Annotated in this window: 15 protein-coding genes; 9 read left to right on the top strand and 6 right to left on the bottom strand. The window is 44.4% G+C overall.

The annotated features are described in order from the left end of the window. The 4 genes from OCV56_RS05665 to pspA form a co-directional block, all read right to left on the bottom strand. On the bottom strand, nt 1-1,035 hold the full coding sequence (locus OCV56_RS05665; RefSeq protein ID WP_086713029.1) for an efflux RND transporter periplasmic adaptor subunit: 1,035 nt from the start codon (nt 1,033-1,035) through the stop codon (nt 1-3). Between the two features lie 156 nt (nt 1,036-1,191). Next, nucleotides 1,192-1,578 carry an envelope stress response membrane protein PspC gene (gene pspC, locus OCV56_RS05660; protein ID WP_086713028.1) on the bottom strand — a complete coding sequence of 129 codons (387 nt, stop codon included), beginning with the start codon at nt 1,576-1,578 and terminating at the stop codon, nt 1,192-1,194. Continuing rightward, nucleotides 1,571-1,804, bottom strand: coding sequence for an envelope stress response membrane protein PspB (gene pspB, locus OCV56_RS05655; protein ID WP_004734605.1), 234 nt, complete (start codon nt 1,802-1,804; stop codon nt 1,571-1,573). Before pspB ends, pspC begins: the two co-directional genes overlap by 8 nt. Before the next feature lie 14 nt (nt 1,805-1,818). Further along, nucleotides 1,819-2,490 carry a phage shock protein PspA gene (gene pspA, locus OCV56_RS05650; RefSeq protein WP_010440091.1) on the bottom strand — a complete coding sequence of 224 codons (672 nt, stop codon included), beginning with the start codon at nt 2,488-2,490 and terminating at the stop codon, nt 1,819-1,821. A 272-nt stretch (nt 2,491-2,762) separates the two neighbouring features. Between pspA and pspF the strand changes: the two genes are divergently transcribed. The 7 genes from pspF to OCV56_RS05615 all read left to right on the top strand — a co-directional run bounded on the left by pspF (nt 2,763) and on the right by OCV56_RS05615 (nt 9,945). Beyond that, on the top strand, nt 2,763-3,785 hold the full coding sequence (gene pspF / locus OCV56_RS05645; RefSeq protein WP_086713027.1) for a phage shock protein operon transcriptional activator: 1,023 nt from the start codon (nt 2,763-2,765) through the stop codon (nt 3,783-3,785). Between the two features lie 102 nt (nt 3,786-3,887). Continuing rightward, nucleotides 3,888-5,510, top strand: coding sequence for an ABC transporter substrate-binding protein SapA (gene sapA / locus OCV56_RS05640; RefSeq protein WP_086713026.1), 1,623 nt, complete (start codon nt 3,888-3,890; stop codon nt 5,508-5,510). Next, nucleotides 5,510-6,472, top strand: coding sequence for an ABC transporter permease (locus tag OCV56_RS05635; protein WP_086713025.1), 963 nt, complete (start codon nt 5,510-5,512; stop codon nt 6,470-6,472). The genes sapA and OCV56_RS05635 overlap by 1 nt, the downstream gene beginning before the upstream one ends. Next, on the top strand, nt 6,459-7,346 hold the full coding sequence (sapC, locus tag OCV56_RS05630; protein ID WP_060982811.1) for a putrescine export ABC transporter permease SapC: 888 nt from the start codon (nt 6,459-6,461) through the stop codon (nt 7,344-7,346). Before OCV56_RS05635 ends, sapC begins: the two co-directional genes overlap by 14 nt. Further along, the gene (locus OCV56_RS05625) at nt 7,346-8,347 is read left to right on the top strand and encodes a peptide ABC transporter ATP-binding protein (RefSeq protein WP_086713024.1); all 1,002 of its coding nucleotides are present in this window, start codon (nt 7,346-7,348) and stop codon (nt 8,345-8,347) included. Before sapC ends, OCV56_RS05625 begins: the two co-directional genes overlap by 1 nt. Further along, nucleotides 8,344-9,126, top strand: coding sequence for a peptide ABC transporter ATP-binding protein (locus OCV56_RS05620; RefSeq protein WP_086713023.1), 783 nt, complete (start codon nt 8,344-8,346; stop codon nt 9,124-9,126). Before OCV56_RS05625 ends, OCV56_RS05620 begins: the two co-directional genes overlap by 4 nt. Nucleotides 9,127-9,165: 39 nt before the next feature. Next, nucleotides 9,166-9,945, top strand: a complete 780-nt coding sequence (locus OCV56_RS05615; protein ID WP_086713022.1) for a DUF2927 domain-containing protein — start codon at nt 9,166-9,168, stop codon at nt 9,943-9,945. Between the two features lie 98 nt (nt 9,946-10,043). On the opposite strand, the gene OCV56_RS05610 is transcribed toward OCV56_RS05615, so the two are convergent. Together OCV56_RS05610 and OCV56_RS05605 are read right to left on the bottom strand one after the other, a co-directional pair. Beyond that, nucleotides 10,044-10,433 carry a DUF2750 domain-containing protein gene (locus OCV56_RS05610; RefSeq protein ID WP_086713021.1) on the bottom strand — a complete coding sequence of 130 codons (390 nt, stop codon included), beginning with the start codon at nt 10,431-10,433 and terminating at the stop codon, nt 10,044-10,046. A 150-nt stretch (nt 10,434-10,583) separates the two neighbouring features. After that, nucleotides 10,584-11,489 carry a manganese-dependent inorganic pyrophosphatase gene (locus OCV56_RS05605; protein WP_086713020.1) on the bottom strand — a complete coding sequence of 302 codons (906 nt, stop codon included), beginning with the start codon at nt 11,487-11,489 and terminating at the stop codon, nt 10,584-10,586. A 201-nt stretch (nt 11,490-11,690) separates the two neighbouring features. On the opposite strand from OCV56_RS05605, the gene OCV56_RS05600 reads away from it, so the two are divergent. Together OCV56_RS05600 and OCV56_RS05595 are read left to right on the top strand one after the other, a co-directional pair. Beyond that, the gene (locus OCV56_RS05600) at nt 11,691-12,905 is read left to right on the top strand and encodes a putative manganese transporter (RefSeq protein ID WP_086713019.1); all 1,215 of its coding nucleotides are present in this window, start codon (nt 11,691-11,693) and stop codon (nt 12,903-12,905) included. Nucleotides 12,906-13,059: 154 nt separating this feature from the next. Beyond that, nucleotides 13,060-14,264 (top strand): IS3 family transposase gene (locus OCV56_RS05595; RefSeq protein ID WP_261901407.1). Its coding sequence is split into 2 segments (ribosomal slippage): nt 13,060-13,447 and nt 13,447-14,264, totalling 1,206 coding nucleotides; the frame shifts between segments, so codons are not numbered across the junction. The last annotated feature ends 12 nt before the right edge of the window (nt 14,265-14,276 follow it).

Genomic DNA, 14,276 nt, shown 5'->3' with positions numbered 1-14,276 from the left:
TTATAGCCCCCTTTCCTTGATCCACTCTCGTACCTTAATGCCGGATTCAAGGCCATTAACACCAGAGGTTACGATGCGATCTCCATCATTAAGCCCAGAGACAATGTGACGTTTCTCATCAATCACAATCGCGACTTTCTCAACGATACCGTCGCTGTTAACACGCCAAACTGAGACATCATCACCATCAGTCATCATTGCCGAAGTCGGAATTTTGGTCGCAGCTGCTTGAGCAGACACTAGATTCACCGTACCAGACATGCCTGGCAAGATACCGATATCCGTCGGTCTTTCCATCACCATGGTGACTTTATATGAGCCTGTTTTAGGGTCGGCTTCCGTATCAACCTCTTGGAACGTCAGTACGTAGGAATTTTCAGGAAACGCGTCAAATACCATGGTCGAATCGGTTTCAAACCCTGAAGAAAAGCGCGTAATAAGTTGGTCGGGCAATAAGAAAACGACTTTAAGAATTTGATTGGTTTGAATATTCATGACGCCTTGTTTAGCGGCAATGTACTCATGGTTTTCAGCTGGAATAATAGAGATAGTGCCATCATAAGGGGCTACCAAAGTGGTGTAACGAAGATTCGCATTGGCTTGATTAAGCACCGCTCGTGCTGAATTATGATTTGCTTTTGCTTGATCGAAATCCTGCTCTGACACCACACGGTCTTTGCGCAGCTTAATCGCTCGCTGGTATTGAACGTCCGCTAGCTTAAAGTTGGCTTTTGCTTGCTTCTCTAGCAATTGATATTCATCGGGGTTTAGCCTAGCAAGCGCGTCACCTTTAGACACGTGTTGCCCAGCTGTCACATCGATACTCTGTAGTAACCCAGGAACACGGAATGCGAGTACTGCTTTGTCACCCGCTTCTGTGGTAGCAGGAAAACTACGTTCAAAGGCATTATTACCGACGGAGACAGTGAAGAGTTTGGCGGGTCTAGAATCAGGTTCAGGTACGGGAGGTAGCTCCTTACCACACCCAGACAACCCTGCTAAGGCTGTCAATAGGACAAGGGAGGCTCTATACATTGGTGATCATCCATATCTATAAATATTTTTATAACATAGATTAATCACATGTAACTTACCAGTTATCGTAAGATTTATTTAGACAAAATTATTAAAAAAAATAACGGCTTGGAATAAATTTTCCTAAACCGTTATCTAATCTTTTTAGGTTTACCGCTACATGTTCTTAAATGCGCGGTCGACTTTAAAAGTGTCGGAGGTCACATAAGCTTCCATGTTGCGGACACTGGTCTCTAATTTCTGGAAATCACCCTCTAAAGTGTCCAATAATGACTCCGCAGTTTGCCCTTTTTCCCAAGGTTTTTGCTTGAGTGTGTGCTCTTGCTTAGCTTTCATCTCATCAACATACTGAGGCGGTTGTTTTTCGAGCATAAATGTCAAAGCTAAATAAGCTAATAACACCAGAAAACTGCCACCAAGCAATGCTGCAGAGATAACCAAGATGCGAACTAGCCAAACTTCAAGGCCGAAGTAGTTAGCTAAGCCCGCACACACACCAGACAATTTGCCGTTAATTGGGTCGCGATACAACTCTCTACTCATAGTTTCGTCTCCAGTTAGGCGACTCCGCATCCAGTATTTTTTCTAGCGTTTTCACTCGGTCTTGCATCGATTCCGCTTGAGCAGAAAGCTTATGCAGACGTTGAAGATCCGTTTCTGAAAGACCATTACTGGATTTCTTCTTGCTGCGGTAATGTAAGAATAACCATAGCGGCGCCACGAAGATTAAAAAGACAATCAATGGACCTGCAATTAGAAATGTTGACATAGACAACTCCTAAATTATTTATCGCGGTTTTCAACTTGTTGCTTCAGTTTCGCTAGCTCTTTTTCAATTTCATCTTGAGCTTGTAGCTCTGCAAACTCTTGGTCTAAAGATTTTGCGTTACCCGTCTTAGCGTAAACGTCCGCTTCAGCTTCTAATTCATCCACTTTACGCGAGAATTGCTCAAACTTCGCCATTGCTTCGTTGGTTTTGCTTGAGTGCAGGTGCTTTTGAACATCACGGCGGTTACTTGCAGCGTTGTTACGGATCATCAATGCTTGTTGCTTTGCTCGAGTTTCTGCAATTTTAGTTTCAAGCTTGCCAATCTCACTGGTTAGCTTTTCGATGGTTTCATGAACCAAAGTTTGCTCGGTGTGAAGGCTCTTGATGATGTCTTCCAGTTTTTGCTTTTCGATTAGCGCTGCTCTCGCCAGGTCTTCGCGTTGTTTAGTTAGCGCTAGTGTCGCTTTATTTTGCCAATCTAAAATCTGAGTTTCGATAGCTTCAACTTTACGCGCTAGCTCTTTCTTGTCTGCGATAGCTTTAGCTGAGTTAGTACGAACCTCGACCAACGTATCTTCCATTTCTTGGATAATCAGGCGAATCATCTTTTCAGGATCTTCAGCCTTATCTAAAAGTGCACTGATGTTTGAATTTACGATGTCTGCAAAGCGAGAAAAAATACCCATGAGAAGCTCCTTAATTACAATAATGGCAAATGTGCTTTAAATAGTTGTTCAACTCTCAAACCACTTGCTCAAAAATTTACGTTTGTAGTTAGACCTACCATGAGTAATCCAAGTAGCGTGCCAACTTTTAAGGCATTAATTATCAGTCACTTACAATGTAATGGCGATTAACTCGAACCATGCTATGATGAATTTAACCAAGTATTGGTATTTTTCACCACTACAGCCCTTATATGACCTCCACCAGCGCTCAGCTAATACAAGGACCCGCTATGCAGCAGAATCTTATTGGTGAATCACCTAGCTTTCTCTCTGTTTTGGACAAAGTTTCTCAACTGGCTCCAATAGAGAGACCTATTCTGATCATTGGAGAACGTGGTACAGGTAAAGAGCTGATTGCACAAAGGCTCCACTACCTTTCAAAACGCTGGGATCAACCTTTAATCTCACTGAACTGCTCAACACTCAGTGAAGGGTTGATTGATTCAGAGTTATTTGGCCATGAATCGGGGTCCTTTACTGGTTCGAAAGGTCGTCATCAAGGCCGCTTTGAGAGAGCCGAAGGTGGGACGCTGTTTTTGGATGAACTCGCGACCACTCCTCTAGCCGTGCAAGAGAAACTATTGCGGGTTATTGAATACGGGCAATATGAACGTGTCGGCGGACAAAAGGCCCTAAGTGCCAATGTAAGACTGGTGTGTGCAACCAACGCCGACTTGCCAGAGATGGCATTAAAGGGCGAATTCAGAGCAGACCTATTAGATAGACTCGCCTTTGATGTCATTACCATTCCCCCACTTCGCGAACGTAAAGAAGATATCACTCTACTGGCCGAATACTACGCTATTAAGATGTGCCGAGAATTAGAGCTTGAGCTGTTTGTTGGCTTTGCACCATCGGCCATTGAATCCTTGTTGGATTATTCTTGGCCAGGGAATGTTCGAGAGCTCAAAAACGTCATTGAGCGCGCGATCTACCAACATGGTAAGAATCCATATCCTATTGAATCTTTGGTGTTTAACCCATTCAAACCAGCATGGAAAACAGAACAAGATTCGACGCCAGAAACTGGCAATGCTCAGTCCAACAGCCATACTTCATCAGAGAGTTCGTTTTCTTTGCCACTTGATTACAAAGCATGGCAAGAGCAACAAGACATCAAGCTACTCAATCAAGCCCTAAAACAGAGCAAGTATAACCAGAAACAAGCTGCAGAATTACTTGGGTTAACCTACAACCAATTGCGTGGAATGGTGAGGAAGTACGCGATTGTCGGACAAGCTAACGATAAATAGCTGTCCACACTTGATTATTATTTGGAGCCGAATAAATAAAATGTTAAATTGTCCGGATCTTGAGGCTCCTCTAACGCCTCGTTTCGAAAAGTATTTCTCTTTATGAAAGCACTAATAAGACTATCACTGAGCATCTGTACGCTGAGCTTTCTAGCTGGATGTGGTGAGAGTGTGAATCACGAGCAAATCCGTGAAAAAGGCTTCATTTATTGCGGCCAAGGTAACCCTAGTACCTTCAATCCACAGTTGGTTGATAGTGGTATTACCGCAGAATCGCTGAGCCCTCAAATCTTCGATACACTGCTCACTCTTGATCCAATGACTTACCGACCAAAACAGAACTTAGCGACAAGTTGGTCTGTTGATAAATCAGGTACAGAGTACACTTTCAAACTGCGCCCAAATGTTGCGTTCCAAACTACAGACTGGTTCACACCAACTCGTAGCATGAATGCACAGGATGTCGTGTTTAGCTTTGAACGTGTCATTGATAGCTCAAACCCATTCCATTATGTGGGTGGCGGTTTATATCCATGGTTTGCTGGCATCGATTTTCAAAACCTGATTGTTGATATTACAGCGGTCGATGATCTAACCGTAAAATTCCAATTAAGTCGTCCTGACAATTCATTTCTCAATAATATCGCCACCAGCTATGCGGTCATTCATTCTAAAGAGTATGCCAACAAGCTAATTGCCGCGGATGAGAAAAATCTAATCGATTCCAATCCAGTTGGCACTGGCCCTTTCTACTTAGATGAATACCAAATCAACGACCTAGTTCGCTTGAAAAAGAACAAGCACTATTGGAAGGGTGAAGTACAAATGGACCAAGTTGTGTTTGATACTTCACAACGCGGAACAGGCACACTTGCTAAGCTCCTACGCAGTGAGTGTGACGTACTGAATTCACCGATTTCTAGTCAGATCCCTATTATTCAGGCACATGAAGAACTGAAGATATCTGCCACACCAGCGGTTAATGTCTCTTTCATCGCACTGAATACTGAGCACCCTGCACTGCGTGACTCTAGAGTTCGTAAAGCGCTCAACTTAGCCATCAACCGTCAAAACATTCTTGATTCTGTGTATTACGGTACAGGAACCAAAGCTTACACGTTGCTTCCTCCTACTTCTTGGGCATACCAAAAAGACAGTGTTCAAGTGCGCTACGACCGAAACTATGCTATTGCGCTTCTCAAAGAAGCCGGTGTAGAGCCTGGTTTAGAGCTCTCGATGTGGGTGCCTCTAGAGCCACGCGCATACAATCCAAGTCCCAGAAAAACGGCAGAGCTGATCCAAGCAAACTTAGCAGATATAGGTATTGAATTAAAACTCTATACCGACGACCGATTTGACCGCACACAACTGTCCTCTATTTCTTCAACAGACTTGTTACTTACAGGTTGGATAGGTAATACCGGTGATCCAGACAACTTCTTACGCCCACTTCTTTCATGTAGCTCTGAACGTGCTGGGTTAAACGTCTCGATGTGGTGTAATTCAGACTTTGATTTCCTTCTCGACCTAGCATTAGAGATCAATCAACAAAGGCACCGTGTGAACTTGTACCGACAAGCCCAAAACATTCTTAATGAAGAAGTTCCTGTGATTCCTTTAGCCCATGGTGTGCAATTCCGCGTGCACGATCGTTCGCTAACCGGTTTTAAACAGAGCCCTTTCAATGCCCAACCTTTTGATCAAGTCAGAAGAGAGGTGCAGTAATGTTTTGGTATACATTAAGACGTGTAAACTTATTCGTTATTACGCTAGCGATTCTGACTTTGGTTGGTTTCTCATTGCTTCGACTCGACCAAACTTCGCCTTGGGCTATCCAAGATTTCTGGCCCGGTTGGATTAGCTATATCACTGAATTATCGACGCTGAACTTTGGCCTAAGCAAACACGGCGTGCCTATCATCGATGAGTTGGTCGTTGTATTCCCTGCAACGCTAGAACTGTGCTTCTTTGCCTTTGTGTTGGCACTCTTCATCGGTATCCCTTTCGGCACAATAGCAGGCATGAGGCAGGGTAAGTTTGTCGATACGACTATCTCCTTTACCTCTATGGCGGGCTACTCGGCACCTATATTTTGGGTCGCGTTACTGATGATCATGGTGTTTTCACTGCACTTTGAAATGTTCCCAGTTGGTGGCCGATACGACCTACTTTACGAGATTGAACACGTGACTGGCTTCGCGATGATTGACGCCTTTTTTGCCGAGGGGCGCTACCGTGCACATGCACTACAAAGTGTTATCGAGCACATGGCATTGCCTTGTCTTGTTTTAGCGCTGGCCCCAACGACTCAGGTCATTCGATTGATGAGAGCGTCAGTGGCTGAAGTAATGACGCAAAACTACATCCGAGCTGCACGAATTAAAGGTCTTTCTACGAGAGAGATCATCACGCAGCACGTGCTAAGAAACGCGATACCTCCGATTATTCCTAAGGTCGGTGTTCAACTATCGAGTATGTTAACGCTTGCTATTATTACTGAGTCTATCTTTAACTGGCCGGGCATTGGTCGCTGGTTATTGGATGCATTATCGAATCAAGATTACGTTTCTATTCAAGCAGGCGTGATTGTGGTGGCAACCTTAGTTTTGACCGCAAACATTTTGTCCGATCTACTGGGCGCGATGATCAACCCACTGGTAAGGAAGGAATGGTATGCTAACAAATAACGTCTACCAAGAAGAACAAATTCCAACCCAGTTCGAGCGGTTCTGGCGTAGCTTCCGTAGCAATAATCTGGCTATGTTTGGCTTGTGGTGTTTGGTCCTTATTATTCTGGTTACCGTTACTTCACCATGGCTAGCCCCGCATGATGCTCAAGAACAAACCGGCCACCTTCTAACCCCTCCGTCTTGGGATCCTGCGGGGACGGTTGAATACTTTCTAGGTACTGATGACTTAGGGCGAGACATTCTTTCTCGTCTGATCATAGGCTCTCAGCTTACTTTCGGCGCCGCGGTTGTGATTACCTTTATCGCAGCAGTCATTGGTTGTCTGATTGGCGTACTTGCAGGGATGACTCGTGGATTGCTATCCAGCACACTAAACCACCTGCTTGATACCGTTATGTCAATTCCATCTCTTCTGTTGGCGATTATCTTCGTGGCATTCCTAGGCTTTGGTGAGTTTAATATCTTGCTTGCGTTATGCTTGGCACTGATCCCGCGTTTTATTCGCTCGGTATACATTGCCGTGCATGCTGAAGTAGAAAAGGACTATATTCTGGCTTCTCGCCTTGATGGTGCGAACGATTTCTACCTACTATGGAATTCAATCCTTCCCAATATTCTGACTGTGGTTGCACTTGAAATTACGCTGGCTCTATCAGTCGCGATTCTTGATATCACGGCCTTGGGCTTCCTAGGACTTGGCGCTCAAGCACCTAGTACGGAATGGGGCTCAATCTTGGGTGATTCGGTCGAACTGATTTACCTTGCGCCATGGACAGTAACCCTACCCGGCTTAGCTATTATGTTTACAGTTATCGTGATTAACCTCGTCGGTGAAGGTGTTCGCCAAGCGCTAAATGCAGGAATCGAATAATGCCGTTACTTGATATTCGACATCTAACCATCGAGATTGAGACCCCTCAAGGGATGGTTAAAGCCGTAGATCGAATGAGTATTACCCTCAATGAAGGGGAAATTCGTGGCTTAGTAGGCGAATCAGGCTCAGGTAAGAGCTTGGTTGCAAAGGCGATCGTCGGTGTCTGTAAAGAAAACTGGAAGGTTTCTGCAGACCGAATGCGCTTAGGTAATATCGACCTACTGCAACTGACGCCGAAAGAAAGACGCCGAGTGATCGCACGCGATATCGCGATGATATTCCAAGAACCATCAACCTGTCTTGACCCTTCTGAAAAAGTAGGCAACCAGCTAATTGAAGCGATCCCTTCCCATGCGTTTGAAGGTCGTTGGTGGCAACGATTTAAGTGGCGTAAGAAGCAAGCGATAGCGTTGTTACACAAAGTCGGTATCAAAGACCACTCTCGTCTAATGGACAGTTACTCTTATGAACTGACCGATGGTGAGTGCCAAAAAGTGATGATCGCGATGGCAATCGCAGCCAAACCGAAGGTGTTGATCGCTGACGAGCCAACCAACGATTTAGACCCGATCACTCAATCACAAATATTGCGCTTGTTGAGTAGAATGAACCAGCTTCATAACACCACCATTGTGTTGATCGGCCATGACTTAACAACAATCACACAATGGGCAACACGCATCACCGTTATGTACTGCGGTCAATCCGTTGAATCTGCCGACACTCAGAAACTTTTGGATGCACCAAAGCACCCTTATACGGTCGCTCTATTGAAAGCGATGCCAGATTTTAACGACTGGATTCCACATAAAGAGAAGCTACAGTCGCTGCCAGGGTCTATCCCCCCACTACAACATCTTCCTATCGGTTGTCGATTAGGGCCTCGCTGCCCATACGCGCAAAGACAGTGTGTGGAAATTCCACATACTAAGCGAATCAAAAACCATAAGTTTAACTGTCACTTCCCTCTGAATATGGAGAAGAAAAAGAAATCATGAGTGCATTATTAGAAGTCAGTGATTTGTCTAAAGACTTTACGACTCGCTCTGGTCTTTTCCGTAAAAAGATTCATCAAGCCGTAAAGCCGGTAAGCTTTTCCCTTGAAGCAGGCCAAACTATTGGTTTTATCGGCCAAAATGGTTCTGGGAAATCAACATTAGCAAGAATGCTAGCAGGTATGGTGGAGCCGACTGCGGGCGAGATTCGTGTCAACGGCGAAAAGCTAGAACACAAGGACTACTCGACTCGGTGTAAGCTGATTCGAATGATCTTCCAAGATCCGAATACCTCGCTTAACCCACGCATTCAGATAGGTCGAATTCTTGAAGGTCCATTAAAGCGAAACACTAACATGCCACCAGAAGCTCGTATGCGTCGCGTGAAAGACACACTGCTGCGCGTAGGCCTTTTACCGGAGCATGCTTACTTCTACCCTCAGATGCTCGCTGCAGGCCAGAAACAGAGGGTTTGTTTGGCTCGTGCCTTGATACTTCAACCATCGATCATCGTTGCTGATGAAGCGTTGAATGGTTTGGATATGGCAATGCGTTCTCAGATCATCAACCTGTTCTTAGAGCTGCAAGAAGAGATGGGCGTATCGTTCGTTTACGTATCCCAACACCTCGGTATTGTTAAGCACATCACCGATAAGATCATCGTGATGCACGAAGGTAATGTGGTTGAGAGTGGTGAAACGGATGAAGTGCTGACCAACCCAACTCACCAAATCACCCAAAGATTGGTTGAGAGCCATTTCTCCAAAGCGCCAAACCACTAGGCTGTTTCCGCTTTTTCACTCACCACTAGGGGGTAACGCATGCTAACAAAAGCTTCAACGCTGCCCCTCTTGCTTGCGGTTATTTCATTTAGTGTCGCAAGTACGCCACTCACTTGGTTAGACAAGACGTTCGTTGAAACAGCCTTCTACAACGTGGCACTTCAACACGAATACTCCCAAGGTAATAAACCACTCGCCAAATGGAAACAACCTATCAAGATTTGGATCGATCACCGTGTCGGCGATGAGAAGCTGCATCAAGAGCTCACAGAGCTTCATGTCCAACAATTATCTGAAGTAACCCAACACCCGATAAGAATCGTCAGTAAAGAGTCCGAAGCGAACGTTAAGTGGATATACACAAGACAGAATCAGTGGGTACCTGAGGCGAAATCGGTACTCAAACTCAAGTCAACTCAGCATTTAAATAACGCTATCTGCACCGCGGGTTATCGAACCAATTCTAAAGGTGAGATTGTGTATGCTGGGATTGTGATTCCCGTTGATCTGGCTAGGTCACGAGGTAAGCTAGTCGCATGCATCGTAGAAGAGATCACACAGGTTCTAGGCCTGCCGAATGATTCAGATAAAGCCTACCCTTCTATTTTCAATGACCACACGCCAGAAGACTTGTTATCCCCCTTAGATGTGGTACTACTCCAACTACTGTATGAACCAGAATTGAAAGCTGGAATGACCAAATCTAAAGTAAAACCTATTGTTCGAAAGTTACTGAAGAGATACAGCAAAACAGGCGTGCTTCAACAAGCTGCAAAGGTCGCACAGCAAGCGCCTTTGTATCAGTTGATTGGGTACTAACGAAAATACGTTAGAAACAGCTTAGATGGGGTAATTAAATGATAGCGCTGCCTAACAAAGGCAACGCTGGCTTACGGTGTTACTGTATTGAGAAAAAACTAGCGCTTAGCAGCCTGCTTTTTCAATTCGAAATCGAACTCATCCGGGAACAAGATAACGCCTTCTTCTTGCTCGTTCGGGAATACAACGATAGCAAGCTCGTCGTCTTCTAGACCGTTAGTCCAGCGACTGTGCCATTTGTTTAATGAGATAGACTCAGCTTTACACTCAGACCAATCACCCGTTGCCCACGACTCCGCGAACTCTTGATTTGGCCATACTGGAACACAATCTTCGTCTTCTGTGTTTAGCATTACACAACCGTGTTCATCGGTTAAGATCCATACTTCACGGTTTGCTACGATTTCTTTCACACAGTATTTCAGGCGTTGCTCGCCCGTATACTTGTTGATTTCAGCGATTTTTTTATCGTCTAGCTGTGTAGTCATCTTAATTTCCCACTTTAGTCAGTAACTTTGTTCTTAAAACTATTTTATGCCGAGTGTTTTTAACTGCAAACATTATCAATGAAGAAGAAAGTCTGCTTCAAAGAAAAACGCCTGCTAAATAAGCAGGCGTTTATTATTTAAGTGACTTGATTAAACAAGCTCACCTTGTAGCCAAGGCCAGCCTTGCTTCTTACGGCTTAGTGTATTTTCCATCATCAATACGCCGTCTTTCTCGTGCTTAACCAATTTCTCAGCCCACTCACCTTTATAAAGAAGGCGAGTTTGTGCAGTAGTGATGTCAGTTAGCATTACCGCAGCAAATGCTAGACCGTCTTTCTCACAACGCTCTTCAAGATCAGCTTCTAGAGCTTCGATCATGCCGTCTACTTGCTCAAGAGTCGCAAGTTCAACTTGACCAACAACAACATCACGACCGTTGAATGGGTAACCTTTAAGGTCTTTTTCTACTAGCTGTGCAGCAGATAGGCCTTCGATGTTTGTCTTAGCGATTAGAAGTGCTTTGATGAATGCATCAACGTCAGTTACGCCAGCAATTTCAGCAAGCTCAGCAACTGCGTCTTTGTCTTTTTGAGTACATGTTGGAGATGCGAAACCAACTGTGTCTGAAAGAATTGCAGACATCATTAGTTTAGCGATTTGTTGAGAGATAGCGTGACCTTCAATCTTGAACATGTTGAAAAGTACAGTGTTTGTACAACCAACAGGCCAGATCCAAGCTTCCATTGGGTTTACTGTCATCACGTCACCTAGACGGTGGTGATCGACAATACCTACGATCTCTGCATCAGTAACATCATCTGGTGCTTGTGCTAGGTCTGAGTAGTCTACTAGCCAGATTTTCTCACCAGCAACAGAAGTACGAAGCTCTGGCATTTCTGCACCAGCAACTTCAAGAATGTGTTGAGTTTCGCGGTTGATCTCGCCTTGGCGAATTGGTGTCGCTTCCTCGCCACGAGCTTTAAGAAGCTCTGTTGCAACTAACGCACTACAAATACTGTCACTATCAGGGTTTTTGTGACCAACAACTAAAATCATGTTTCTTCCTATTACACTAACAATTATGACTCTACCTTTAGAGCCCCTCTTTATTAACCATACTTTACCTCATTTTTTTAGATTGGTCATGTTTCGTGGGTTTAGCCAATAGTAACAATAGATAAAAAAACAACAAATGCAATTGATAATTATTATCATTCGTATATATTTATCTTAAGCCACTAATTTTGAGTAACACCTATGGATCGACTAATCTCTTTTTTGCCAAGCAGTAGCGCTGCGAAAACAACTCAGTTTTCATTGTCATTTAAGCGCCTGCTTTTACCTATCTCACTTGCAGCTTTAGTAGCCGCTCCTGCCACACGAGAATTAACGGTAACCACCTTGTCAGATGCCTTCTGGGCCGTGTCTTGTTATGTCGCTTTAACCTTAGCGGTCTACCACTGGCTGAGTCTTTACATTAATAAGGACAACGTATTCAGCAAACTTGTTCACCAGTCTCGTTCTAACCAAGTCGTATTTGCAGCCTTAATGGGGGCCCTACCAGGTTGTGGTGGTGCGATAGTGGTGACCACACAGTTCATCTCGGGCAAGCTCGGTTTCGGTGCTGTTGTTGCCGTATTGGTGTCCACTATGGGAGATGCGGCCTTTCTACTCATCGCCAGCGAACCAAAAACAGGCCTCGCTATGATGGCGATGGGTGTCATCGTCGGTACCGCGTCAGGCCGAATCATTAACCTATTCCACGCAGACGACTTTTTACGTCCGAAACAAGCAGAGAAAAGTGAAGCCAGCAACAGCTGCGCTTCCCAATCTCAAAACAAAGAAGCGGTTTCTAAAAAAGCGATCAATCTACAGGGTTATCTTTGGTCTGTATTGATTATTCCGGGTGCGGCGGTTGCCTTGCTTGGATCATTTCAAGTCGATGTTAATCAACTGTTCGCTTTACCTGACATGTCAATGGAATGGGTTGGTGCTATTTTGTTGATTAGCTCCATGTTTTTATGGGGTCTAACGCGAGAGATTAAAGACTATAAATCGGCCGTAAGTGAAGATGAGAAATGTGTAGGCTCTCACCCACTACAAAAAACCGCTCAGGATACGAATTTTGTTACGGCTTGGGTTGTGGTTGCTTTTCTGTTTTTTGAATTTGGTTCTGTGATAGCAAATGTCGATTTTGCGACGCTGTTCTCAAGCTGGGGAATCATGCTCCCCCTGGCTGGGGTCCTGATGGGTTTGCTACCGGGCTGTGGGCCGCAATTATTGGTCACTAGCTTATACCTTTCAGGCGCACTACCACTTTCGGCTCAGGTAGGTAACGCAATTTCAAATGATGGTGACGCACTATTCCCTGCCATTGCCATGGCACCGAAAGCAGCGATTGTTGCGACCTTGTATTCGAGTGTGCCCGCTTTGATTTGTGCATACGGTTATTGGTTCATGTTCGAACTGTAGGCTTAAGTTTCTATTCAAGGCTCAAGTTTTTGTTCAAGATTTAGCTTAACTCCATAGGTTTCTAATAGGCTGGTACTTTGTATCGGCCTTTTTGCTTTCTGTGTACCGTCCTAAATATGGTTGACACATTTCCAACATGAAATTGGAGAGTGTCATGAAAACAACAAGTAGACGTACTCAACGAGATTATTCTCTTGCCTTTAAATTGGCAGTCGTAAGCCAAGTTGAAAAAGGCGAAATGACTTATAAGCAAGCTCAAGAACGTTATGGGATCCAAGGTCGCTCTACCGTTTTAGTTTGGCTTCGCAAACATGGTCAACTAGATTGGTCTAAAGGAATAGAACAATCGAGAGCGTTAGGAGCGACTATGTCAAACTCTTCCTCAACTCAAACCCCAGAGCAACGAATCAAAGAACTCGAGCAGCAATTAGAAGAAACTCAGCTCAAAGCTGAGTTCTTTGAAGCGGTTGTAAAAGTCATGGATCGAGATTTCGGAGTCCGAATCTCAAAGAAGCGCAAGGCCGAGTTATTAAGGAAAAAACGGTCAGAAAGTTGACCGTTACTAAAGCTTGTCACTTCATAGGTATTACAAGACAAGCTTTCTACAAACGCTGTGTTGCCGAAATTCATCAGACAAAGAAAGATGAATCTGTACTCGGTTTTGTGAAGGAGCAAAGGATGATGCACCCTCGTATAGGGACTCGTAAGATCAAGTATTTACTTGCTCAGAACGATATTGAAATCGGGCGAGACCGCTTATTCTCTCTGCTGAGAATGAATCGATTATTAGTACAGAATCGAAGGGCTTACCATCGAACCACAAACAGTAATCATCGCTTTTACTGCCATCCAAATCGAATCAAAGAAGGCTTAATACCGGAAGGACCAGAGCAATTATGGGTTGCCGATATTACTTATCTAGCAACGCGGCGTGGTAGTACGTATCTCAGTTTAGTGACGGACGCTTACTCAAGAAAAATCGTGGGCTATCACATAAGTGATGATATGAAAGCTCGCACGGTCAAGCAGGCCTTTTTAAACGCGTTGAAAGAGCGGAAGAATACAGGTGAGCTTGTCCATCACTCAGATCGAGGTGTTCAGTACTGCTCTGTTGAATACCAAGAGTTGCATCGACAGTATGGTGTATTTTGCTCAATGACTGATGGCTATGACTGTTATCAGAATGCGTTGGCAGAGAGGATCAACGGAATACTGAAGATGGAGTATCTGTTGAATAAACCTAATGATTTAGATGAAGCAAAGAAAATGGTCGCTGAATCAGTAAAAATCTATAATGAATATAGGCCTCACACGGCTCTAAAATACAAAACGCCCGATGAAATACATCGAGCGTTTTAGTCAATCAAGTGT

This window comes from Vibrio gigantis (assembly GCF_024347515.1).
Lineage (GTDB): Bacteria > Pseudomonadota > Gammaproteobacteria > Enterobacterales > Vibrionaceae > Vibrio > Vibrio gigantis.
This window is presented reverse-complemented; position numbering and strand designations above follow the sequence as displayed.

What these genes read in the sequence shown, in the direction of transcription:
- OCV56_RS05665 (WP_086713029.1), bottom strand. Translation starts at nt 1,035, where the DNA reads ATGTATAGAGCCTCCCTTGTCCTATTGACAGCCTTAGCAGGGTTGTCT.
- pspC (WP_086713028.1), bottom strand. Translation starts at nt 1,578, where the DNA reads ATGAGTAGAGAGTTGTATCGCGACCCAATTAACGGCAAATTGTCTGGT.
- pspB (WP_004734605.1), bottom strand. Translation starts at nt 1,804, where the DNA reads ATGTCAACATTTCTAATTGCAGGTCCATTGATTGTCTTTTTAATCTTC.
- pspA (WP_010440091.1), bottom strand. Translation starts at nt 2,490, where the DNA reads ATGGGTATTTTTTCTCGCTTTGCAGACATCGTAAATTCAAACATCAGT.
- pspF (WP_086713027.1), top strand. Translation starts at nt 2,763, where the DNA reads ATGCAGCAGAATCTTATTGGTGAATCACCTAGCTTTCTCTCTGTTTTG.
- sapA (WP_086713026.1), top strand. Translation starts at nt 3,888, where the DNA reads ATGAAAGCACTAATAAGACTATCACTGAGCATCTGTACGCTGAGCTTT.
- OCV56_RS05635 (WP_086713025.1), top strand. Translation starts at nt 5,510, where the DNA reads ATGTTTTGGTATACATTAAGACGTGTAAACTTATTCGTTATTACGCTA.
- sapC (WP_060982811.1), top strand. Translation starts at nt 6,459, where the DNA reads ATGCTAACAAATAACGTCTACCAAGAAGAACAAATTCCAACCCAGTTC.
- OCV56_RS05625 (WP_086713024.1), top strand. Translation starts at nt 7,346, where the DNA reads ATGCCGTTACTTGATATTCGACATCTAACCATCGAGATTGAGACCCCT.
- OCV56_RS05620 (WP_086713023.1), top strand. Translation starts at nt 8,344, where the DNA reads ATGAGTGCATTATTAGAAGTCAGTGATTTGTCTAAAGACTTTACGACT.
- OCV56_RS05615 (WP_086713022.1), top strand. Translation starts at nt 9,166, where the DNA reads ATGCTAACAAAAGCTTCAACGCTGCCCCTCTTGCTTGCGGTTATTTCA.
- OCV56_RS05610 (WP_086713021.1), bottom strand. Translation starts at nt 10,433, where the DNA reads ATGACTACACAGCTAGACGATAAAAAAATCGCTGAAATCAACAAGTAT.
- OCV56_RS05605 (WP_086713020.1), bottom strand. Translation starts at nt 11,489, where the DNA reads ATGATTTTAGTTGTTGGTCACAAAAACCCTGATAGTGACAGTATTTGT.
- OCV56_RS05600 (WP_086713019.1), top strand. Translation starts at nt 11,691, where the DNA reads ATGGATCGACTAATCTCTTTTTTGCCAAGCAGTAGCGCTGCGAAAACA.